This is a genomic window from Paenarthrobacter sp. 10L420, from assembly GCF_056395385.1.
This window is the reverse complement of the sequence record NZ_JBFTJK010000027.1, coordinates 15,518-35,768: the sequence shown is the minus strand read 5'-3', so window position 1 is coordinate 35,768 and position 20,251 is coordinate 15,518. Positions and strand designations below refer to the sequence as shown.

Here is a 20,251-nt window from a genome sequence, read left to right as displayed (position 1 = left end):
GTAAACGCAAGCACTAACGAAGGACGGCGCGATGCCCGGCATTTCTGAAACCCCCAGCACCTCAAGGCAGGTTTCGGATATGCCGAGCCCGCGCCGTCTTTTGTCCACCAGCAAGGTCTACGAAGGCCGTATCTGGGATGTGGTCAGCGACGCCTTCCAGCTCAGCGAGGATACGGACACCCTGGTCCGGGATTACATCGACCACCCTGGGGCGGTGGCCGTGCTGCCCATGAACGTTGACGGCGAAATCCTGCTCCTGAAGCAGTACAGGCACCCCGTTGGTATGGACCTCTGGGAAATCCCCGCCGGCTTGCTGGACATTGAGGGCGAGGATTTCGTCGTGGGTGCTGCCAGGGAGCTCGCTGAGGAAGCTGATCTTGTTGCTGCCACCTGGAATGTCCTGGTGGACTTCTTCAACTCTCCGGGATCCTCCAGCGAGGCTGTTCGCATCTATCTGGCTCGTGGGCTGAGCGCTGTTCCCGAGGCTGACCTGCATGTCCGCACGGACGAAGAGTCAGAAATTGAGTTCCACTGGATTCCGCTCGACGACGCCGTGAAAGCGGTCCTGGAAGGGCGCCTGCACAATCCGTCCGCGGTCCTGGGAATCCTTGCAGCCGCCGCCGCGAAGGCCGATGGCTTTTCCAGCCTGCGCCCCGCTGACGCGCCGTGGCCCGCGCACCCGAGCCAGCGCTGAGAATGGCCGAGGCCGCCACCCGCACCGCCAACGGCATCGATCGCGGAGTTACGGACTACCTCCAGCACGTCGGGGTGGAACGTGGCCTGGCTGCCAACACCTTGGCTGCCTATCGCCGTGACCTTGCCCGCTATTCGAACTTCCTGGCGGGTCAAGGAGTGGAACGGCCCGGAGACATCACACGGCATCATGTCACCGCCTTTGCCCAGGCCTTGTCCGACGGCTCCGATGGGGCTGCGGCCCTCGGCGTCCGCTCTGCCGCCAGAACCGTCGTGGCCGTGCGGGGGCTCCATAAGTTTTGGGCCCTTGAGGGAACCACGACGTCGGATCCCGCCAGCGATGTCCACCCGCCGATGCCGGGCAAACGGCTTCCGAAAGCCATCAGCGTTGGTGAAGTAACGCGGATCCTTGAAGCTGCGGGTTCGGACTCTGCGACCGGCCTAAGGGACCGGGCCTTGCTTGAATTTCTCTACTCCACCGGTGCGCGCATCAGTGAGGCCGTAGGGCTGGACGTTGACGATGTATCCCTGGAGCACGCCGGTGGCGAACCTGCAATCGTCAGGCTCTTCGGCAAAGGTTCCAAGGAGCGGTTGGTTCCTTTGGGCTCTTACGGTGCACGCGCAGTCGGAGCCTATGTGGTCCGGGGAAGGCCGCTGCTGGCATCCAAGGGCAAGGGCACTCCCGCCTTGTTCCTCAATGCCCGTGGCGGCAGGATCAGCAGGCAAAGTGCCTGGACAATCCTCAAGACTGCCGCGGAGAAGGCAAACATCACCAAGGATGTTTCGCCACACACCTTGCGGCACTCTTTTGCCACGCATCTTCTGGAAGGCGGGGCTGACGTGCGCGTAGTCCAGGAGCTGTTGGGGCACGCGTCGGTGACTACCACCCAGGTCTACACGTTGGTCACGGCCGATACTTTGCGGGAAGTTTACGCTGCTGCCCATCCCAGGGCGCTCGGCTGAACCTGTGGTCGGCAGGAGTCGCAACTAGTCCAGGACACTGAACGTCAATTCCACGGCATCGACGAACAAGGCCAGCAGCGACGTCCCCAATCCGGCCACCAGCAGCAGCCCGGGGTGGGCCAGCCCCACCACCACCCGCTTCAGCCGTGGCTGACCCTTGAGGAACTTTTTGGGTACCCGCGTCTTCAGGGGTATTTGCCGCCAACCGCGTAGCCGGCGGAGGAACCAGGCGCACCGCACTATGAACGCCATCCACAGGACAGAGAGCACCAGCGGGACCGAAGCCAGCATGAGGTTGAAGCCGAGTGCGGTCACCTCCTTTTCGGAGTCGCCGATGACGGTTTGCACGGTGGTCGAGATGGAAGCACTCATCACCACAGAGGCGGCCCACACCATGAAGGCCACTACCAGGGCGAGGAAGCGGACGAAAAAATGGCCCAGGACAGTGGCATCCACTGCCTTGAGGTGGCTGCGGGGCGTGGCATGCAGCACAGCCAGCGTGGACAGCAGCGTTGGCAAAGCAGCGGCGAGGACCAGCAAATACCAGGTCCATCCGGCCAGGTCCACCACTTCATCCAGAACAATGAGCCCGGCCCAGACCACCGTCCAGGCCCAGCCGACGTATAGCGGATGCGCTACCACCCAACGGGGCAGCCAGGCATCGCGCTCCTGCCCGGCTCGGACGTGTGCTGGTGACTCGGCCACAGGAACTGTTTCGACATCTTCCGCTGCCTGAGGCTTCGCAGGGTGATTGATGGCCTGCGCCTGCGTCTCGGCGCGCGCTTCGCTGCCACCTTCGTTCATGGGCTCACTGTAGGCAACTGCGCTCACGGTAGCAATTGGGCTGACGGTCGCAATGCCAGCCTTGGTAGAGGAGATCGGGTTAAGGTAGGCAGCATGACAGCAGCCCATGTGACACTGTGCTTCCTCCTCCGCGATGACGCGGACGGGGAACACGTCCTCCTCGGCACCAAGAAGACCGGTTTTGGGCGCGGCAAAGTGGTGGGCGTGGGTGGGCACGTGGAACCGGGGGAGACCGCAATCCAGGCGGTGTGCCGCGAGGTCATGGAGGAGATCAGCGTGGTGGTCCAGGCTGCGGACCTCATCCCCGCCGGCATCATTGATTTCGTGTTTCCTGCCAGACCGGAATGGAACATGGCCACCACCGTCTACCTGACGCGGATTTGGGAGGGTGAACCGGTTGAAAGCGATGAGATCGCGCCGGAATGGTTCCCAGTGTCCAAGCTACCGGTGGAACGGATGTGGGCCGACGCCGAGCATTGGCTGCCCGCGATGATTTCCGGGCAGCGGATCGCAGTTCGAGTGGACCTGGCTGCCGATAACGAGAGCGTGGCCAATGTCCACACCATCGATTGGATCGGAACAGAGCAGTAGAAAAGGTTTCCCAGCGTACGACGGCGGGCCGGTCGCCTTTCGGTGACCGACCCGCCGTCGTTTGCTTCCTTGGCAGTCAGGCGCCAATAGGCTAGGGCACGTGCCGCTCTTCGGGTCCGTTGTATTCGCTGAGCGGACGGATCAGGGAGTTGGAGGCAAACTGTTCCATGATGTGCGCTGTCCAGCCCGTGATCCGGCTGGCGACGAACAACGGAGTGAACGTCTGGGTGTCGAAGCCCATGAGGTGATACGTGGGTCCGGCCGGGTAATCCAGGTTGGGCTTGATGGCCTTGGCTTCGTCCATGGCTTGTTCGAGGCCGTTGTAGAGTCCCAGGAGTTCGGGCCGTCCGTAGTGGGCGATCATTTTGTCCAGGGCGGCCTTCATGGTGGGCACACGGGAGTCGCCGTGCTTGTAAACGCGGTGCCCGAAGCCCATGACTTTCTTCTTCTGGGCCAGGGCGTCTTCCATCCATGCCCGGGCACGTACTGCGGCTTCCTCCATGGATTCTTCGCTGCGGATGCCGATCTCATCGAACGTGTGCATCACGGCCTCGTTGGCGCCGCCGTGCAGCGGGCCTTTGAGGGCGCCGATAGCAGCGGTCACGGCCGAGTGCAGGTCCGAGAGCGTGGAGGTGACCACGCGGGCTGTGAACGTGGAGGCGTTGAAGGAGTGCTCCGCGTACAGGATCATCGAGACGTTGAACGCCTCCACAACCTCCACCACAGCTTCTTCACCGAACGTCATCCACAGGAAGTTCGCGGAGTAGTCCAGGTCCTCCCGCGGTTCCACTGCGTCCTGGCCGCGTCGGCGGCGCTGGTCATAGGCCACGACGGCAGGCATCGCAGCCCAGAGGTCAATCGCCTTCTTCATGTTGGCATCGGGAGATGAATCCTCGGCCAGCTCGTGCCGGGCTCCCAGCACGGACGCTGCCGTACGGCAAACATCCATGGGATGTGAGGTGGTGGGCAACGTGTCTATAACTGACTTGACCACAAGGTCCAGGGCACGCCCCGCGCGTTCGCGGGCAACAAATTCAGCCAGTTGGGCATCGTCGGGCAGTTCGCCGTTCCACAGCAGGTAGGCAACTTCTTCGAAGCTGCACTTGGCGGCCAGTTCCTGGACCGGGTATCCCCGGTACAGCAGCGAGTTGGTGTCCGGGTTGACCTTCGAGACGGCGGTGTAGTCCACCACGACGCCGGCAAGGCCTTTTTTAATGTCTTCAGCAGCCATGCTGAACTCCTTCGTTCATTATGCAAGCGCCCCGGTTTGCCGGAGTGCCTGCTGTCCCCTTGGTGATTCCCGGACCTAGCGGATGCCAGGAACCTGGAAGTTGAAAACGCCGGTATCGAACTGGTTGTATGCCTCGTAATCCACGAGTTCATAGAGGCGCGCACGCGTGAGCATGTTTTCCACTTGTGCCTCTTGAGTCCCCGCAGCCTTAATCGATTCCAGCGTACGCTCTGCAGCGCCCATGGCAATGCGGAGGAGGGTGACGGGGTAGATGACCATGTTTACCCCGACGCCCTGGAGTTGGTCCACGGTGAAGAGGTCGCTTTTGCCGAACTCTGTCATGTTGGCCAGGATGGGCACGTCCACGGCGTCCCGGATGGCCTGGAATTCGCTCAAATCGGCCATGGCTTCGGGGAAGATCGCGTCGGCGCCGGCGTCCACGAGGGCTTTGGCGCGGTCCTGGGCTGCTTGGATTCCTTCGACGGCGCGGATATCGGTGCGGGCCATGATGAGGAAGTTCGGGTCCCGGCGTGCGTCTGCTGCGGCGCGGATGCGTTTGGTGGCGGTGTCGATGTCCACGACGTTTTTGCCGTCCAGGTGGCCGCAGCGTTTGGGGTTGAACTGGTCCTCGATGTGGCAGCCGGCCAGGCCTGCGTTTTCGAGTTCCTGGATGGTGCGGGCCACGTTCATGGGTTCACCGAAGCCGGTGTCGGCGTCCACGAGGGAGGGCAGGTCGGTCATGCGGGCGATCTGCCCGGCGCGGGTGGCCACCTCTGTGAGGGTGGTCAGGCCGATGTCGGGCAGGCCGAGGTCGTTGGCCAGGACCGCGCCGGAGATGTAGACCCCCGCGAAGCCCTTTTCCTCGATCAGGCGTGCCGAGAGCGGGTTGAACGCGCCGGGGAACTGGTGCACGGTCCCGGAGGCCAGCAGTTCCCTGAGCTTCAGCCGTTTCTGTTCCGGGGTGACTTTGGAGTACAGCATTTAGAACAGTCCCTTCGGCGCGTTGGTGGGGTCGATGATGCCGGGGGCTGCGGTGATGTTCAGCTGGTCCAGTTCGCCGGCGGCCAGTTCGGTGACGCGTTCGACGGCGGTGAGGAACCGTTCGATTTCGGCTTCCTCGACCAAACCGGCAGCGAGGGTGCGGAACTTGTTGATGTATTGCTCGCGGGCGAACGGCCGGGCGCCGAGCGGGTGCGCGTCGGCCACGGCGATTTCATCGGTGATGACGGTGCCGTCCGTGAGGGTGATTTCCACAGTGCCGCCGAAGGCCTTCTCGGCGATGTCCAGGGAGTGGTAGCGGCGGGTCCATTCGGGGTCTTCCACGGTGCTGACTTTCTGCCAGAGTTCCACGGTGTCCGGGCGGGAGGCGCGTTCAGGGGCGTAGGAGTCCACATGGTGCCAGGCGCCGTCCTGCAGGGCGACGGTGAAGATGTATGGGATGGAGTGGTCCAGGGTTTCCCGGGACGCGGTGGGGGAGTACTTCTGGGGATCGTTCGCGCCGGAACCGATCACGTAGTGCGTGTGATGGCTGGTCTTGATCAGCACCGAGGCTACGTTGGCAGGGTCGGTGGTTTCGGGGTGCTCGCGGTTGAGCTTGCGGGCGAGGTCGATCCAGGCCTGGGCCTGGTATTCGGCGGAGTGCTCCTTGGTGTAGGTGTCCAGGATGGCGCGCTTCGCTTCACCGGGCAGCGGCAGCGGGACCTCGTAGGAGGCGTCCGGGCCGTCCAGCATCCAGGCGATCACGCCGTCTTCGCCTTCGTAGATCGGCACGGGCGAGGTCTGTCCGCGCATGGAGCGGTCCACGGCTTCGACGGCCATCTTGCCCGCGAACGCCGGGGCGTGGGCCTTCCAGGTGGAGATTTCGCCCTTGCGGGACTGCCGGGTCGCTGTCGTGGTGTGCAGGGCCTGGCCCACGGACTGGAAGATCGTCTCAACATCCAACCCCAACAACGTGCCGATCCCGGCTGCGGCGGACGGGCCGAGATGGGCCACATGGTCGATCTTGTGCTTGTGAAGGCAGATGGCCTTGACCAGGTTTACCTGGATCTCATACCCGGTGGCGATGGCACGGACCAGGTCCTTGCCGTTGGAGCCTACGTGCTGGGCGACGGAGAGGATCGGCGGGATGTTATCTCCCGGGTGGGAGTAGTCCGCGGCCAGGAACGTGTCGTGGTAATCCAGTTCGCGCACGGCCACCCCGTTTGCCCACGCCGCCCATTCGGGAGAGACCCGTTCCGTGATCCCGAAAACGTGTCCGCCCTTGCCGTTCGTGGACGGCCCATGCGTCAATGCCTGGGCACGTGCCGCGACAATCGGGGCCCGGTTCAACGAGGCAATAGCCACCGACGCGTTGTCGATGATCCGGTTGATCACCATATCCGTGACCTCGGGAGTGACGTCGACGGGGTCAGCGGCGACCACGGCGATCTTGTGCGCCAACTGCTCCTCACGCGGGAGGTTCTCTTCGGACTTGTAAACGCGGACGTGGTTGTTCTTGACCATGGTGCTCCTTCTAGGCAGGGGGTGGTTCTAGGCAGGGTCTTTAGCGGGCCACATGAGCGGCTTTGACGTGGGTAAGGCTTCGGTGCAAATGAAGTGTGGTGGCTGCTTCGGCCAGCCGGGGATTCCCTGCCGCGATCGCTTCGGCAATGGCCGCATGCTCCGCGGCCGCGGCATGAAGCCTGGCAGCATCATCGGCTGCCAGCCGGCGCACCCGTACCAGATGCACGCGCAGGCTCCGCATCGCCTGGGCAAGGTAGGAGTTGGAGATCGCAGCATCGATGGCCTCATCGAGCCGGCTAACCAACGCGTAATACTCGTGCCGGCCAGGATCCTTCTCGCTGAGCAGATCCGGAGCCCTCAGCAGCTGCGCCTGCAGCTCGGCGAAGACGCCCGGCTCTCCGCGCTGTGCGGCCAACGCTGCGGCCCTGACTTCGAGTGTTTCGCGCAGTTCAAACAGTTCGTCGATGCTGTCCAGCGAGATATCGGTGACGACGACGCCGCGGCCGCCTGCCGCCGTCGTCAATCCCTCAGCCATCAGCCGGCCCAACGCCTCCCGCACCGGCGTGCGGGAGACCCCCAGCCGTTCGGACTGCTCGACTTCTGCCAGAACCGTGCCGGGCCGAAGGCGCCACTCAATGATGTCTTCACGGAGGGCCGCATAGGCCCGATCACTGGCGCGCATGATCTCAGTGTATACACAAACTTGAGGAAATTGGATAAATCTTCAAAAAGAGTGGAGCAATGTATACATTTGCAGGCTCTGTGGGGAACTTGAGGTCCAGATCGCGGGCGGACCAGTCGTTAAGGCGCGTGTTAGCCCCGGTTCCAGCCGTACTCGTTCTCCGGGCGGCCCGGTGTTCCGTAGCGCGGAGCCCTGGTGACCGTCCCGGCGTCGGCCAGGTACTCCAGATACCGGCGCGCTGTGACCCGGGACATTCCAAGGGCATCCATCACTTCACTAGCGGATACGGCTTGTTGCCGTGCGCGGACAAGATCCTTCACCGCCTCCAATGTGGAACCCGACAACCCCTTCGGCAGTGGTAGTTCCGTGGGTGCCCGGAGACTCGCGAAGGCCTGGTCCACGTCGCTCTGGGATGCTCCGGCCTTGGAGATGCCGGACACCGAGCCCGCCAGTTGATCACGGAAAGTGCGGTAGCTGTTCAGCTTGTCGGCAAAGGTCGCGTAAGTGAAGGGCTTGATCAAATACTGCACGACGCCGATGGAAACGGCGCTGCGCACGATGTTCAATTCACGGACGGCTGTGATGGCAATAATGTCGGCGAAGACTCCCGCCGAGCGCATGCGTCGGGCAACATCCAACCCATGAAGATCCGGCAGGTTCATATCGAGCAGCACCAGGTCCACCGGCGAGCCGGACGCAGCGAATTCGCCAAGGATGCGCAGTGCAGACTGGCCATCCGGGGCCGTTCCCACCAGCGTGAACCCTTGGAGCCTGCCCACGTAAATAGAGTGGGCGTCTGAGGCGATGGGCTGGTCCTCGACCACCAGGACGCGGATGTCTGTCATGCCTTCTCTTCCTCGGTAACGGGCGCGGGCAGCACGACATGGAACTGGGCACCGCCTGGATTGCTGATCGTCATAGTACCGTTCAGCCGCTGGACCGCCTGCCGGACCAAGGCAAGGCCGACACCACGCCCATGGGCTCCCCGCGGATTGTCCTGGGCGGACTTGGTGCTGTACCCGTACTGCAACACATCATCGATCGAACCAGGATCGATACCGGCCCCGGAATCCCGAACAGTGAATCCAACACCGGCCACACTGGCTTCGACGTCCAGTTCCACCTTTCGGGGCATCTCACCGGACGCGGCAGCATCAATGGCGTTGTCCAGGAGGTTTCCCAGAATCGTCACAAGGTCCTGGATTTCCAGACCGCGGACGCCAGAACTCCCTGATGTCCGAACCACCAATTCCACGCCACGCTCATGTGCTTCGGCGGACTTGCCCATCACCAATGCACTCATCACCGGTTCATCCACCGAAGCAAGCATGTCGTCCGTGAGCTGCTGGCTGAGCTCCAGGTCCTTGGTGGCGAACTCGAGCGCTTGGGGCGTGCGGCCCAACTCAAGAAGGGAAACGATCATATGCAGGCGATTGGCATGTTCGTGGGTCTGGGCACGCAACGCATCCGAGAGAGTCTTCATGGTTTCCAGCTCGGTTCCCAACGACTCAATCTCAGTGCGGTCGCGAATGGTGGCCACTGTGCCGTAGACCGATGGCTTTTGCCGGCTCCGGGCAGGGACCGGGCCCACGGCAGGGGCTTGGTTGACCACCAGGATCCGTGAACCAGTCAAATGGATTTCGTCATGGGCTGGCCTGCCGGATTCGAAAAGCGCTCGCAGGCTCCCGTCGAAGGGGAGGTCGGACAGCTTGGGAGCATCATCGGGGGAGCGGTCGGCCTCGGAAGGTTCCAGTCCCAGCAACTCCGCGGCTTGATCGTTGTACATCACTGCTTTTCCGCGGGTATCGATCAGGATCACGCCTTCACGGACGGAGTGCAGGACTGATTCGTAGTAGGCGAAGAGCTGCGCGAGCTGTTCGGGACCCCAGCCGCGGGTCACGGATCGCAGGTAACGTCCGAGCAGCCAGGAGGCTATGGAGCCGAAGAACAAGACCACCAGCGCGATGCCGCCAATCACTCCCAGCCTTTCGGCGACATCGGTATCCACGGTTCTTACGGTGATGCCTGCCGCCACCAAGGCCTTGACGGTTCCACCGGAGTCCTTCACAGGCACGATCGTGCGGACCGAGGGCCCCAATGTACCCGCAGTGACTTCCGTGAAAGTCTCACCCCGCAGGGCAGGATCGATCGTGCCGATATAGGGCTTGCCCAGCTCTTCGGGACGGGGATGGGTCCATCGGGTCCGGTCGGGAGCCATGATGGTGATGAAATCTGCGTCCGCGTCCTTCATGACCTCCAGCGCATAGGGCTGCAGTATGGCTGACGGATCAGAAGTTGCCGCCGCCTGCAACACCAGTGGGTTGTTGGCAATGGACGTCGCGATCGCAAGCATCCGGCTGCCCGCATCCTCGTATGCCCTGTCCCGTGCCTCCAGTACCGAGAACGCGCCGAAGACAGCTGTCAGCACCAGCACGAACAGCAGGTTTGCCACAAACAAGCGGCGGGCGATGCTCCAGCGATGAAACAAGTAGGCCTCCCATGACCAATATGACCGCAACGGTGATGTGTGTCACCCATGGCTGAATGATGGATATCACACAAGGGCAGCGGATTGGACACAAGTGCAGGACCGCAGCGCCTTACACAGTATCCAGAAGGAGAATCCCATGACCTCTCAACGAGGAGAGTCGGCAGTAGCCACCACCGGTGGACGCAGGGGGCTCGACAAGTCGCATTACCTGTACATCGCGGTCATCCTGGCCGTAGTGCTCGGTGCCGTGGTCGGCCTGCTGTTCCCTGAGGTTGGAAAGTCCCTGAAGCCGCTCGGTGATGGCTTCATCAAGCTCATCAAAATGATGATCGCTCCGGTCATCTTCTGCACCATCGTCCTGGGCATCGGTTCCATCGCCAAAGCCGCAACCGTCGGCAAGGTAGGTGGACTCGCACTTGGCTACTTCGTAGCCATGTCAACCTTCGCACTGGCTATCGGCCTCGTGGTCGGCAACCTCATCCACCCGGGTGAGGGCTTGAAGCTGACTCCGTACGACCCCAACAAGAAGGCGGCCACGGACAGCACCGTGGACTTCCTTATGGGCATCATCCCCAGCGACATTCCCGTCCTGCCCACCCTCCTTGCGGCCATCCTGGTGGGCTTCGCGCTCCAGAAGATGGGTAAGCAGGGCACCCCGATCCTCACCGCCATCGGCCACGGACAGCGACTTGTCTTCCGGATCCTCATCATGATCATGTGGCTGGCTCCCGTCGGCGCCTTCGGTGCGATCGCCGCCGTCGTTGGTGCCACTGGCGTCCAAGCAATCCTCGGCATGTTCACCCTGATGGTGGCCTTCTACATCACCTGCGCAGTGTTCATCGTGGTCATCCTCGGCTCCCTGCTCCGTGCGGTGGCCGGTGTCAACATCTTCAAGCTGATGAAGTACCTGGCCCGTGAATACCTCCTCATCTTCTCCACGTCATCCTCCGAGGCAGCCCTGCCCCGCCTTATCGCCAAGATGGAACACCTGGGTGTCTCCAAGCCGGTTGTCGGCGTGACCGTGCCCACCGGCTACTCGTTCAACCTTGACGGCACGGCCATCTACCTGACCATGGCCTCCCTGTTCGTCGCCAACGCCATGGGTACGCCGCTGGACCTGGGTGCCCAGATCTCACTGCTCGTGTTCATGATCATCGCTTCCAAGGGCGCCGCAGGCGTCACTGGAGCTGGCCTGGCAACGCTTGCCGCCGGCCTGCAGGCACACAGGCCCGAGCTCCTGGGCGGCGTGGGCATGATCGTTGGCATCGACCGCTTCATGTCAGAGGCCCGTGCACTGACGAACTTCACCGGCAACGCCGTTGCCACCGTTCTGATCGGCACCTGGGTCAAGGAAATCGACAACGCCCAGGTGGAGCGTGTCCTCTCCGGCAGCGAACCGTTTGACGAGACGACAATGATCGCCCACGGCGCCGAGGCTGAGACGGCTCCGGAAGCTGAAACCCGTCACAAGGCAACCATCTAGCAGGATCAGCTTCACGCGCTACAAAGCAACGAGGGCCGACACCCATGCAGGGTGTCGGCCCTCTGCCGTTCGCGATGGAAGCCACGCAAGCCAGGGAGCCCAGGAGGCCAAGGAAAACAAGCCTCCATTCTCGTAACCTTCGACCTCAACTAGAGGGTCAAGGCTCAAAGATCAACGAAAGTCAAGTTCCCCGAAATGCCGTGTCGGGCGCTGTAGCCTAGGTGGGTAGCAGCGCTGTACCCAGGGGGACAGCGGCAGGGAAGATCGTCGTCGAAAGAGTGGTTAGATACGTGAGCAGCGAACGGGGAACAGCTACGCTGGGAGACACCGAGCTCGATCTGGAAGACGCCATCATGGGGCCTACGGGCCGTCCTTACCGCGACTTCCCGGAACCGGCTCCACTAGCCTCCCACGGCCCGGCCAGGGTCATCGCCATGGTTAACCAGAAGGGCGGGGTGGGCAAAACCACGTCCACCATCAACCTCGCGGCGGCGCTCGCGGAATATGGCCGGCGGGTGCTTTTGGTGGACTTTGATCCCCAAGGTGCCCTTTCGGCAGGGCTCGGCGCCAATCCGCACGAACTCGATCTCACCGTCTACAACGTCCTCATGGACCGCAAAGTGAACATCCGGGATGCTATCCAGCAGACCGGCGTGGAAGGTGTGGACCTTCTGCCTGCAAACATCGACCTCTCCGCTGCTGAAGTACAGCTCGTCAACGAAGTCGCCCGCGAGCAAGTCCTGGACCGCGCACTCAAGAGTGTTGAAGATGACTACGACGTCGTGCTGATCGACTGCCAGCCGTCGCTCGGCCTGTTGACTGTCAACGCACTGACCGCCGCCCATGGCGTCATCATTCCGTTGATTTGCGAGTTCTTCGCGCTTCGCGCAGTGGCCCTCCTCGTGGAAACCATCGAGAAGGTGCAGGACCGTTTGAATCCACGTCTGCAGGTGGACGGCGTCCTCGCCACCATGTACGACGCCCGCACCCTGCACAGCCGCGAAGTCATCTCGCGCCTCGTGGAGGCCTTCGGTGACAAGGTTTTCGAGACCGTCATCAAGCGTTCCATTAAGTTCGCGGACGCCACAGTGGCCGCGGAACCCATTACGAGCTACGCCGGCAACCACATCGGTGCAGACGCCTACCGCCGCCTCGCAAAAGAACTTATCTCGCGCGGCGGCGCGCCGTAGCGGACACGTGGGACGGTCACTCGCCGAGGCGGCAAGTCCGGAGAAAACGTCCGACGCCGGCACCTCCGACACCCGTAAGGCGGGCTTTGAGGTTCGGCTCGCAAACTTTACCGGGCCGTTCGACCTCCTGCTGGGCCTGATATCCAAGCACAAGCTGGACATCACCGAGGTTTCCTTGGCCACCGTCACCGATGAGTTCATCAAGTACATCCGCCGCCTCCAGGAACTGGGGGAGGACTGGGCGTTGGACGAGGCCAGCGAATTCCTGGTGATCGCTGCCACTCTCCTGGACCTCAAAGCTGCCCGGCTCCTTCCCGCTGGCGAAGTAGAGGACGACGAAGATATTGCTCTCCTGGAAGCCCGGGACTTGCTCTTCGCCCGGCTGCTCCAGTACAAGGCGTTCAAGCAAGTGGCAGGTCTCATCAGTGAAACCCTGGAACAGGAAGAGCGGAGATACCCGCGCCAAGTGGCACTGGAGGCCCATTTCGCCGCGCTGCTGCCCGAACTTGTGTGGCGGCACACCCCTGAACAGTTCGCGGAGCTTGCCGCCAAGGCACTGAAGCCAAAGGACTCGGCGCCCGCAGAGGTGGGATTGGACCATCTCCACGCACCCCCGGTGAGCGTCAAGGAGCAAGCCGAGATCATCGGATACCGGCTTCAACTTGGAGCCCCCCTCTCCTTCCGCGTGCTGATAGCCGACGCCGAGACAACATTGGTGGTGGTGGCCCGCTTCCTGGCCTTGCTGGAGATGTTCCGGGACAGGGTTGTGGCATTCGAGCAGGCAGGTCCGTTGGCAGAACTGACAGTGCGATGGACCGCGGATGTGGCCGAATGGGACAGCTCGAACCTGAGCGAAGAGTACGAGGAAACGACCGAAGGGGACAGCGAATGACTGAGCAGGACATGGCCGCAGCCGGCCTTGCTGAGCTCGAAACCCTGCCTGGCGGGGCGCGGGCAGCGTTGGAAGCTGTGCTCATGGTCATCGATGAGCCAGCCACCTCGGAGGAGTTGGCTGCGGGATTGAACGTAACGGTCGCCGTCGTCGAGGATTTGCTGCAGGACCTGCAGCGGGAGTATAGCGGCTATACTGTTAAAGCCCCGGACGTGGATGCTGTCGGCTTTGCCGTTGCCAGCTCTGCCCCCCGGGGTTTTGAATTGCGGAACGTCGCCGGTGGGTGGCGGATCTATTCACGGTCTGACTTTGCGGACATCGTGGGCAGGTTCGTCCTCGAAGGGCAGACCACCAGGCTCACTCAGGCAGCGCTTGAAACTCTGGCGGTCATTGCCTACAGGCAACCGGTCTCCAGGGCCCGGGTGTCCGCAATTCGAGGCGTCAACGTCGATTCTGTGGTCCGGACTCTTACCCAGCGTGGTCTGATCGAAGACTCCGGGAACGATCCCGAATCAGGGGCTGTCCTGTACAGGACAACCTCCTACTTCCTGGAACGGATGGGCATCGGCTCGGTGGCGGAACTGCCCCAACTCTCGCCGCACCTTCCGGGTTTGGAAGGGATCGACGAGTACTACGACGCCAGCCGGATGTAAGCCCGGCAACGCACGAAAACTACATACTGATTCACGGCACCGCATGGACGGTGCCACGGCAACAAGGGGCAGACGATGTCTGCCCGGCTGGCTAGTGTTGATTGCAGCACTAATTGCCGGCCATTACTACACAAGGACGGGTCATGACACAGGCGGGACGCCAGGGTTCACCACGTAACAGTTCGGGACGCAACAGTTCTGGACGCAATGAGGCAAGGGGCGGCACAGGCCGCTCCAACGCCGGCGGCTTCTCCGGCCGCGGCGGCAGTGCCGGCGCTGGAAAGCGCAACTTCACTCAGGGCGAGGGCCGCCCGTTCAAGGCTTCAAAGCCACGGGAAGCGGCCCCATTCGATCCCGATAACCCTACAACGGCTGGCGATTACGATCGCGGCCAGGCCGCCAGGCCTGCCAAGCCCTTCCGCAAGCCCGGCTCCAACAAGCCCGGTTACGGCAAGGCTCCCGGAACACCCGGTGCGTTGAAGCCCAAGGCGAAGCCCGCCAGGCAGTATGGCTCCAAGGCTTTCGGCAGCGAACGCTTCGGCCAGAACCTGGGCCCCATCCGCAAGCCTGCCCGCAACCGCGGTCCGCGCCAGGAAGTCCCGCAGTCGGACCTCCACGATGTCGACGGCGTGCGCCTGCAGAAGGTCATGGCCCAGGCCGGCGTGGCTTCCCGCCGCGTGTGTGAGGAAATGATCCTCGAAGGCCGCGTCGAGGTAGATGGCGTGGTCACTACCGAGCTTGGCATGCGTGTGGATCCCAAGACCGCCGTGATTCACGTTGACGGTATCCGGATCCAGCTGGACGAAACCCTTGTCTACATGGTCTTCAACAAGCCCAAGGGCGTTGTCTCCACCATGGAAGACCCCGAGGGCCGCCCGTGCATCAGCGATTTCCTGAAGAACGCCAAGGGGGAGAGGCTCTTCCACGTCGGGCGCTTGGATGTCGGCACCGAAGGGCTGCTGTTGTTGACCAACGACGGCGAACTCGCCAACCGCCTGACCCACCCGTCCTATGAGGTTCCCAAGACGTACCTGGTTCAGGTTCGCGGTCCCTTCCCGCAGGGCGTCGGCGCGCAGCTGAAGTCCGGCGTCGAGCTTGAAGACGGTCTGGCAACAGTGGATTCCTTCCGCCTGGTTGACTCCACACCTGGCCACGTCCTCATTGAGGTTGTCCTGCACTCCGGCAAGAACCGAATCGTTCGCCGTATGTTTGATGCTGTTGGTTTCCCGGTAGAGCGACTTGTCCGTGTCAAGATCGGTCCCATTGGCCTGGGAGACCAGCGCCAAGGAAGCATCCGCAACCTCGGCAGGCAGGAAGTCGGTCACCTTCTGGCATCTGTGGGGCTCTAGGGCATGTCGGCATTCCGCTCGCACGGCCGCGGCCATCTTGATGGCCCGGTCGTGGTTCTTGGTACAGGCTTGCTTGGAGCCAGCATTGGCCTCGGCCTGCGCGGACGCGGTGTTCCCGTTTTCCTTTTCGACCCCTCGCCGACCAACCAGGCGGTCGCGGTGGACATTGGTGCCGGCAGGCCGTTGGCCGAGCTTGATGAGCAACCTCAGTTGGTTGTTGTCGCTGCACCGCCTGACGTGACGGCCGACGTCGTGGAGAAGGCCCTGGCGGACTACCCCTCCGCCGTCGTCGTTGACATTGCCAGCGTCAAGGCCACTATTCAATCCCAATTGCGGGAGCGCGGCGTGGATTTGGCCAGGTACGTGGGGACCCATCCGATGGCCGGCAGGGAGAAGTCGGGGCCCGTTGCGGCCAGGGGCGAGCTTTTCACATCCATGCCCTGGGTCGTTTGCCCATCCGAGGAAACCGACACCGACGCCCTGCAAACGGCACGTTCGCTGGCGGGGGATTTGGGAGCAATCGTCTCCCAGTTCACCGCTGATGAGCACGATGAAGCGGTGGCTCTCGTGTCTCATCTGCCGCAGATCATGTCTTCGCTTCTGGCGAGCCGCTTGCAGGGAACGCCCTTGCATGCCCTGTCCTTGGCCGGGAACGGGTTGCGGGACACCACCCGCATCGCTGCCAGTGATCCAACCCTTTGGGTGCAGATACTGGGTGGCAATGCGGAAAAGGTTGTTTCCATCCTGCACGGCGTTCGTGAGGACCTAAATCGATTGATTGGGACTTTGGAAGCGCCGCTTGCACCGGGAGCGCGGTTGGATCTTGCACAGCTCATCAGCGAAGGGAACGCCGGGCAGGCCCGGATTCCGGGCAAGCACGGCGGGCCTCCACAAGCGTATTCCTGGCTTACGATCCTCGTGGATGACAAGCCCGGACAGATCGCGCAGCTCCTTACCGAAATTGGCGAGATCGGCGTGAACGTCGAAGACCTCCGGCTCGATCACTCCTCGGGTCAGAACGTGGGCATGGTGGAGCTCTCAGTCCTGCCGAGCAAGCACGACCTCCTTGTTGAAGCCTTGACCGATCGTGGATGGCGGGTACTCCAGTAATGACGCGTGAATTCTTTGGGCCGGAGACAGTTGCCCGCCCCGGCAAGCCGCTCGTGATCGCGATCGACGGCCCCTCGGGGTCGGGCAAATCCAGCGTCAGCAAGGAAGTTGCCCGGCGCTTGAAGCTGGCGTACCTGGATACCGGTGCGATGTACCGCGCACTCACGTGGTACTGCCTCAAAACAGGGCTCGACCTCCAGGACGGCGCCGCTGTGGAGCAGGCTTCCAAAGTCATGCCCCTGGAAATCAGCACCAGCACTGCTACCGAGTACGTGGCAGTGGACGGTACGGACATTACCGATGAAATCCGCGATCCCTTGATCTCGTCCTCCGTGAGCGCCGTCGCTACTACGCTGGGTGCCCGCACGGAGCTGATCCGCCGCCAGCGCCAGCTCATCGATCAGCACCATCACCGGATGGTGGTGGAGGGACGCGACATCACCACGGTGGTTGCACCCAACGCCGAGGTCCGTATGCTCCTGACCGCGAGTGAAGAAGCGAGGCTCCGGCGTCGTGGTATTCAGTTGGGCGGTACGCAAAGCAAGGAACAGCTTGCCGCACAGGTGACACAGCGCGATGCCAAGGACTCCACAGTGGTGAACTTCACCCAAGCGGCCGACGGCGTTGTGACCCTCGATTCCTCGGACCTCGACTTTGAGGAAACAGTGGAAACAGCGCTGGCGATCGTTAGCAAGGTCATCTATGGCGACTAAGAACCAGCTTTCAGCACCACTCCTTCCAGCCAAGTGGACACGCATCTGGAGCCGTCCCGTTGGCTGGATCCTGGATCATGTCATCTACCGGACGGTCGTGGCGGGCAAGGGCAACATACCCGCTGCTGGTCCAGTGATATTTGCAGGCAACCACATCAGCTTCCTCGACGGTCCCGTGATGTTCGGCGCTTCGCCGCGCCCCATGCACATCCTGGTCAAGAAAGAGATGTTCCAGGGATTCCTGGGCCGCGTCCTCAGGGGATCAGGGCAGATTCCGGTGGACCGAAGCGGTGACCGCAGCGCACTGCACATAGGCAAGCAATTGCTCGACGCCGGCCGTTGCGTTGGGATCCTTCCTGAAGGAACCCGGGGGAGCGGCTCCGCTGACAACATCAGCAATGGTGTCGCCTGGCTGGCTATCAACTCCGGCGCCACGGTCATACCCGTCGCGATTCTCGGAACCCGTGCGGGTGATGAGCACCGCGACCATATTCCCAAACCCCGCCGCAGGCTGTATGTCAGCTTCGGCGAACCCCTCACGGTGCAGCGCCGGAAGGGCGAACCGGGGCGTGTTTCAATGGACAGGGCGGCTGCGGCAATCCGCGATGCACTGGCCGGACACGTCCAGGATGCAGTCAGGACTACAGGGCAGGGCCTTCCCCAGGAACCTCCGTCCGGACCATCCACAACGCAGCACCGCCAAACAGAAGTAGCCGGGACGCCGGCAGACCACCATTAAGGAACGTGCAATGAGCGATACGACTCAAAAATCCGGCCTCCACGGAGCCGGCGACGACGAATACACGCCCACCGGCACCGACCAGGTGGCTGAAAACCTGGCTGCCCTGGACGATGAAGAGGCCGAACTCCGTGCGGCCACCCTCCGGGCCGGTCTGGATGATTACGACCTCGACGAAGACGACGCAGCGCTGCTTAGCGGCGATTACGACGACGAAGGCGACGAAGGTCCCCTCAAGCTGGACCCGGTTTTGGCCATCATCGGCCGCCCGAACGTGGGCAAGTCCACCTTGGTCAACCGCATCCTTGGCCGCCGCGAAGCCGTCGTGGAGGACACCCCGGGTGTTACCCGCGACCGCGTCATGTACTCCGCACGTTGGAATGGCCGTAACTTCACGTTGGTAGACACCGGCGGATGGGAACACGATGCCAAGGGCATCCACGCCCGAGTTGCCGAGCAGGCCGAAATGGCTGTTGAGCTTGCCGACGCTGTTCTCTTCGTGGTGGACTCCGCCGTTGGCGCGACTGCGACGGATGAAGGCGTCATGAAGATGCTGCGCAAGAGCAAGAAGCCGGTCATCATGGTGGCCAACAAGGTGGATGACTTCGCACAGGAAGCTGACTCCGCTGCATTGTGGGGCCTTGGTTTCGGCCAGCCTTACCCGGTGTCCGCCCTTCACGGCCGCGGCGTAGCCGACCTCCTGGACCACGTCATGGACACGCTTCCCGAGTATTCCTTGGTGGAAGGTGTGGAGCGCTCCGGCGGTCCTCGCCGCATCGCCCTGATCGGTCGCCCGAACGTGGGTAAGTCCTCCTTGCTGAACAAGCTTGCAGGCTCCGAGCGCGTAGTGGTTGATCCGCTGGCCGGCACCACGCGTGACCCGGTTGACGAGTTCATTGAACTTGGCGACCGCACGTGGCGCTTCGTGGACACCGCAGGTATCCGCCGGCGCCAGCACATGGCACAGGGCGCCGACTTCTACGCGTCCCTGCGTACGCAGGCCGCCCTCGAAAAGGCGGAGGTCGCCGTCGTGCTCCTCGCAGTGGACGAGGTCCTCAGCGAACAGGACGTCCGCATTCTGCAGTTGGCCATTGAGTCCGGCCGTGCGCTGGTACTCGCGTTCAACAAGTGGGACCTGCTGGACGACGAACGCCGCCGTTACCTCGAGCGTGAAATCGAGCAGGACCTGGCCCACGTTGAGTGGGCTCCCCGGGTCAACATTTCCGCGAAAACCGGTTGGCACAAGGACCGCCTGGTTCCTGCCTTGGATACTGCGCTGGAGAGCTGGGACCGCCGTATCCCCACTGGCCGCCTGAACGCGTTCCTCGGTGAACTGGTTGCTGCCCACCCGCACCCGGTTCGCGGTGGCAAGCAGCCGCGCATCCTCTTCGGCACCCAGGCCTCCAGCCGGCCGCCGAAATTCGTGCTGTTCACCACCGGTTTCCTGGACCCCGGATACCGCCGCTTCATCACGCGTCGCTTGCGCGAAACGTTCGGCTTCGAAGGCACGCCCATCGAGGTCAACATGCGTGTCCGTGAGAAGCGCGGCAAGAAGCGCTAAATGAGACGGGCATCACAGTCGAGTTTGGCTCTGATGGCATTGGCACCCTCCAACTTCGTGTAAGCTTTTGGAGGTGGTTCGGCCGGACTGCTTAGGTGGGATTCTTCGGAGGAAAACCTAGGCGGAGAACGGTGGAACCAGCGGGCTGTAGCGCAGCTTGGTAGCGCACTTGACTGGGGGTCAAGGGGTCGCAGGTTCAAATCCTGTCAGCCCGACCATAAAGGCCGGAATCACGCGGAAACGCGGGGTTCCGGCCTTTGGTCGTTAACGTTTGGCTTGGTCCCGGTCTTGTTCGTATCAAGGGGTTGAATGCCGGGGATACAACCAGGACCGGGATCGTGCTAGACCTTCTACAGGCGCCGAGCTCGAGCTCGCGTACGGACGGCCATTCGTGGATGCCAAAGTCTCATGGTGCACCGGCTTTGCTCCCCGGCTGGCCGGGTATCCGCTGTGTATAGGATGGCTCGTTTATGAGAATTCATTGCTGTACCGCTGACCCTTGTCGTCATGGGGGCAGACACTGAGGCGACGTTGCACTCGAGGTCGAGTTCCACGTCCGAGCTGATAAGTGGGTCCATGTTTCGTCCCATGATGGCGAACAAGG

At 62.5% G+C, this 20,251-nt stretch carries 19 protein-coding genes and 1 tRNA gene; 13 read left to right on the top strand and 7 right to left on the bottom strand.

Going from position 1 to position 20,251, the window contains the following annotated elements:
* Nucleotides 1-31: 31 nt before the first annotated feature.
* Both AC1DD5_RS23485 and xerD read left to right on the top strand, forming a co-directional pair.
* Nucleotides 32-694 carry an NUDIX domain-containing protein gene (locus tag AC1DD5_RS23485; RefSeq protein ID WP_442017612.1) on the top strand — a complete coding sequence of 221 codons (663 nt, stop codon included), beginning with the start codon at nt 32-34 and terminating at the stop codon, nt 692-694.
* Between the two features lie 2 nt (nt 695-696).
* On the top strand, nt 697-1,656 hold the full coding sequence (gene xerD, locus AC1DD5_RS23480) for a site-specific tyrosine recombinase XerD (protein ID WP_477522892.1): 960 nt from the start codon (nt 697-699) through the stop codon (nt 1,654-1,656).
* Nucleotides 1,657-1,680: 24 nt separating this feature from the next.
* Here the strand turns inward: xerD and AC1DD5_RS23475 are convergent, their stop codons facing one another.
* Nucleotides 1,681-2,460, bottom strand: a complete 780-nt coding sequence (locus AC1DD5_RS23475) for a hypothetical protein (RefSeq protein WP_477522885.1) — start codon at nt 2,458-2,460, stop codon at nt 1,681-1,683.
* A 93-nt stretch (nt 2,461-2,553) separates the two neighbouring features.
* Here AC1DD5_RS23475 and AC1DD5_RS23470 point away from each other — a divergent pair, with 93 nt between their 5' ends.
* The gene (locus AC1DD5_RS23470) at nt 2,554-3,051 is read left to right on the top strand and encodes an 8-oxo-dGTP diphosphatase (RefSeq protein WP_477522884.1); all 498 of its coding nucleotides are present in this window, start codon (nt 2,554-2,556) and stop codon (nt 3,049-3,051) included.
* A gap of 91 nt (nt 3,052-3,142) precedes the next feature.
* Here the strand turns inward: AC1DD5_RS23470 and AC1DD5_RS23465 are convergent, their stop codons facing one another.
* The 6 genes from AC1DD5_RS23465 to AC1DD5_RS23440 all read right to left on the bottom strand — a co-directional run bounded on the left by AC1DD5_RS23465 (nt 3,143) and on the right by AC1DD5_RS23440 (nt 9,954).
* Nucleotides 3,143-4,282, bottom strand: a complete 1,140-nt coding sequence (locus AC1DD5_RS23465) for a bifunctional 2-methylcitrate synthase/citrate synthase (RefSeq protein WP_477522883.1) — start codon at nt 4,280-4,282, stop codon at nt 3,143-3,145.
* 75 nt (nt 4,283-4,357) lie between these two features.
* Nucleotides 4,358-5,263 (bottom strand): methylisocitrate lyase, encoded by a 906-nt coding sequence (prpB, locus tag AC1DD5_RS23460; RefSeq protein ID WP_477522882.1) that lies wholly within the window; start codon nt 5,261-5,263, stop codon nt 4,358-4,360.
* On the bottom strand, nt 5,264-6,784 hold the full coding sequence (locus AC1DD5_RS23455; RefSeq protein WP_477522881.1) for an MmgE/PrpD family protein: 1,521 nt from the start codon (nt 6,782-6,784) through the stop codon (nt 5,264-5,266).
* 40 nt (nt 6,785-6,824) lie between these two features.
* On the bottom strand, nt 6,825-7,466 hold the full coding sequence (locus AC1DD5_RS23450) for a GntR family transcriptional regulator (RefSeq protein WP_477522880.1): 642 nt from the start codon (nt 7,464-7,466) through the stop codon (nt 6,825-6,827).
* 131 nt (nt 7,467-7,597) lie between these two features.
* Nucleotides 7,598-8,311, bottom strand: a complete 714-nt coding sequence (locus AC1DD5_RS23445; RefSeq protein ID WP_477522879.1) for a response regulator — start codon at nt 8,309-8,311, stop codon at nt 7,598-7,600.
* Nucleotides 8,308-9,954, bottom strand: a complete 1,647-nt coding sequence (locus tag AC1DD5_RS23440) for a sensor histidine kinase (protein WP_477522878.1) — start codon at nt 9,952-9,954, stop codon at nt 8,308-8,310. The genes AC1DD5_RS23445 and AC1DD5_RS23440 overlap by 4 nt, the downstream gene beginning before the upstream one ends.
* Before the next feature lie 139 nt (nt 9,955-10,093).
* On the opposite strand from AC1DD5_RS23440, the gene AC1DD5_RS23435 reads away from it, so the two are divergent.
* From AC1DD5_RS23435 to AC1DD5_RS23390, 10 genes are all read left to right on the top strand, one after another.
* Entirely contained in the window at nt 10,094-11,440 is a 1,347-nt protein-coding gene (locus AC1DD5_RS23435; RefSeq protein WP_442005616.1) for a cation:dicarboxylate symporter family transporter, read from the top strand.
* Nucleotides 11,441-11,730: 290 nt separating this feature from the next.
* Nucleotides 11,731-12,630, top strand: coding sequence for a ParA family protein (locus AC1DD5_RS23430; protein ID WP_442005615.1), 900 nt, complete (start codon nt 11,731-11,733; stop codon nt 12,628-12,630).
* Between the two features lie 7 nt (nt 12,631-12,637).
* A complete protein-coding gene (locus AC1DD5_RS23425) occupies nt 12,638-13,522 on the top strand; it encodes a segregation and condensation protein A (RefSeq protein WP_477522877.1) in 885 nt (294 codons plus the stop codon).
* Nucleotides 13,519-14,175: an SMC-Scp complex subunit ScpB gene (gene scpB / locus AC1DD5_RS23420; RefSeq protein WP_477522876.1), complete on the top strand. Its 657-nt coding sequence runs from the start codon at nt 13,519-13,521 to the stop codon at nt 14,173-14,175. Before AC1DD5_RS23425 ends, scpB begins: the two co-directional genes overlap by 4 nt.
* A gap of 143 nt (nt 14,176-14,318) precedes the next feature.
* Nucleotides 14,319-15,524, top strand: coding sequence for a pseudouridine synthase (locus AC1DD5_RS23415; RefSeq protein WP_477522875.1), 1,206 nt, complete (start codon nt 14,319-14,321; stop codon nt 15,522-15,524).
* A 3-nt stretch (nt 15,525-15,527) separates the two neighbouring features.
* Nucleotides 15,528-16,634 carry a prephenate dehydrogenase gene (locus tag AC1DD5_RS23410; protein ID WP_442005613.1) on the top strand — a complete coding sequence of 369 codons (1,107 nt, stop codon included), beginning with the start codon at nt 15,528-15,530 and terminating at the stop codon, nt 16,632-16,634.
* On the top strand, nt 16,634-17,347 hold the full coding sequence (cmk, locus tag AC1DD5_RS23405; RefSeq protein ID WP_216922906.1) for a (d)CMP kinase: 714 nt from the start codon (nt 16,634-16,636) through the stop codon (nt 17,345-17,347). Before AC1DD5_RS23410 ends, cmk begins: the two co-directional genes overlap by 1 nt.
* On the top strand, nt 17,337-18,086 hold the full coding sequence (locus AC1DD5_RS23400; protein ID WP_477522874.1) for a lysophospholipid acyltransferase family protein: 750 nt from the start codon (nt 17,337-17,339) through the stop codon (nt 18,084-18,086). The genes cmk and AC1DD5_RS23400 overlap by 11 nt, the downstream gene beginning before the upstream one ends.
* Nucleotides 18,087-18,096: 10 nt before the next feature.
* Nucleotides 18,097-19,647 carry a ribosome biogenesis GTPase Der gene (gene der / locus AC1DD5_RS23395; RefSeq protein WP_442017599.1) on the top strand — a complete coding sequence of 517 codons (1,551 nt, stop codon included), beginning with the start codon at nt 18,097-18,099 and terminating at the stop codon, nt 19,645-19,647.
* A 141-nt stretch (nt 19,648-19,788) separates the two neighbouring features.
* Nucleotides 19,789-19,865 (top strand) — tRNA-Pro (locus tag AC1DD5_RS23390).
* Nucleotides 19,866-20,251: the final 386 nt, after the last annotated feature.

Excerpts from the sequence above, each read along its gene's own strand:
- AC1DD5_RS23485 (WP_442017612.1), top strand. The coding sequence starts at position 32 with ATGCCCGGCATTTCTGAAACCCCCAGCACCTCAAGGCAGGTTTCGGAT.
- xerD (WP_477522892.1), top strand. The coding sequence starts at position 697 with ATGGCCGAGGCCGCCACCCGCACCGCCAACGGCATCGATCGCGGAGTT.
- AC1DD5_RS23475 (WP_477522885.1), bottom strand. The coding sequence starts at position 2,460 with ATGAACGAAGGTGGCAGCGAAGCGCGCGCCGAGACGCAGGCGCAGGCC.
- AC1DD5_RS23470 (WP_477522884.1), top strand. The coding sequence starts at position 2,554 with ATGACAGCAGCCCATGTGACACTGTGCTTCCTCCTCCGCGATGACGCG.
- AC1DD5_RS23465 (WP_477522883.1), bottom strand. The coding sequence starts at position 4,282 with ATGGCTGCTGAAGACATTAAAAAAGGCCTTGCCGGCGTCGTGGTGGAC.
- prpB (WP_477522882.1), bottom strand. The coding sequence starts at position 5,263 with ATGCTGTACTCCAAAGTCACCCCGGAACAGAAACGGCTGAAGCTCAGG.
- AC1DD5_RS23455 (WP_477522881.1), bottom strand. The coding sequence starts at position 6,784 with ATGGTCAAGAACAACCACGTCCGCGTTTACAAGTCCGAAGAGAACCTC.
- AC1DD5_RS23450 (WP_477522880.1), bottom strand. The coding sequence starts at position 7,466 with ATGCGCGCCAGTGATCGGGCCTATGCGGCCCTCCGTGAAGACATCATT.
- AC1DD5_RS23445 (WP_477522879.1), bottom strand. The coding sequence starts at position 8,311 with ATGACAGACATCCGCGTCCTGGTGGTCGAGGACCAGCCCATCGCCTCA.
- AC1DD5_RS23435 (WP_442005616.1), top strand. The coding sequence starts at position 10,094 with ATGACCTCTCAACGAGGAGAGTCGGCAGTAGCCACCACCGGTGGACGC.
- scpB (WP_477522876.1), top strand. The coding sequence starts at position 13,519 with ATGACTGAGCAGGACATGGCCGCAGCCGGCCTTGCTGAGCTCGAAACC.
- AC1DD5_RS23415 (WP_477522875.1), top strand. The coding sequence starts at position 14,319 with ATGACACAGGCGGGACGCCAGGGTTCACCACGTAACAGTTCGGGACGC.
- AC1DD5_RS23410 (WP_442005613.1), top strand. The coding sequence starts at position 15,528 with ATGTCGGCATTCCGCTCGCACGGCCGCGGCCATCTTGATGGCCCGGTC.
- cmk (WP_216922906.1), top strand. The coding sequence starts at position 16,634 with ATGACGCGTGAATTCTTTGGGCCGGAGACAGTTGCCCGCCCCGGCAAG.
- AC1DD5_RS23400 (WP_477522874.1), top strand. The coding sequence starts at position 17,337 with ATGGCGACTAAGAACCAGCTTTCAGCACCACTCCTTCCAGCCAAGTGG.
- der (WP_442017599.1), top strand. The coding sequence starts at position 18,097 with ATGAGCGATACGACTCAAAAATCCGGCCTCCACGGAGCCGGCGACGAC.